Below are 543 nucleotides of genomic sequence, written 5' to 3'. Positions count from 1 at the left end.
TTGTTCAGGCCAGAAGCAAGATCAAGCCTGAAGCTTTCAAAGCTTTGTTTGATGGATTCAACAAAAAAACTTTCAAGAAAAAGTTATTTCATGGCTACAGGCTATTGGCCATTGATGGCGGTGAACTGCCTATTGACAATACCATCTTTGACGATGAAACAACTGAATTAAGACATGGCACTCTTGCAAAACCTTACTCTGCCTATCATTTGAATGCCAGTTATGATCTATGAGAACGTACATATGATGATATTATCATTCAGGGTGAAGCCAAAAAAGATGAAAATGATGCTTTCTGTCAACTTGTTGACAGATATGATGGACAGAAAGCCATCTTCATTGCCGATAGAGGCTATGAATCCTACAATGGTTTTGAACATGTTGTACACTCAGGACATAAATATATCATTCGTGTTAAAGACATTGAATCTACGACTAGCATCACCAAGTCACTAGGACCATTTCCTGATGGTGAGTTTGATGTTGATGTGTTTAGAATGCTGACCTTAAAACAAACAAAAATGACAAAAGCCTGTCCTGAAA

Annotated in this window: 1 protein-coding gene and 2 pseudogenes; 2 read left to right on the top strand and 1 reads right to left on the bottom strand. The window is 37.6% G+C overall.

What is annotated here, in order from left to right; genetic code table 11:
• Nucleotides 1–233 (top strand): annotated as a pseudogene (locus B5G32_RS14220) (IS4 family transposase); the annotation flags it as partial.
• An 18-nt stretch (nucleotides 234–251) separates the two neighbouring features.
• Nucleotides 252–362 (top strand): annotated as a pseudogene (locus B5G32_RS14215) (hypothetical protein); the annotation flags it as partial.
• Here the strand turns inward: B5G32_RS14215 and B5G32_RS14210 are convergent.
• Nucleotides 362–543 (bottom strand): hypothetical protein (locus B5G32_RS14210; RefSeq protein ID WP_239386269.1); only part of this gene is annotated, 182 nt, incomplete at its 5' end. The pseudogene B5G32_RS14215 and the gene B5G32_RS14210 overlap by 1 nt on opposite strands.

It is taken from the genome of Massilimicrobiota sp. An80, assembly GCF_002159255.1.
In the GTDB taxonomy this organism is placed as follows: domain Bacteria; phylum Bacillota_I; class Bacilli_A; order Erysipelotrichales; family Coprobacillaceae; genus Allocoprobacillus; species Allocoprobacillus merdigallinarum.
This window is presented reverse-complemented; position numbering and strand designations above follow the sequence as displayed.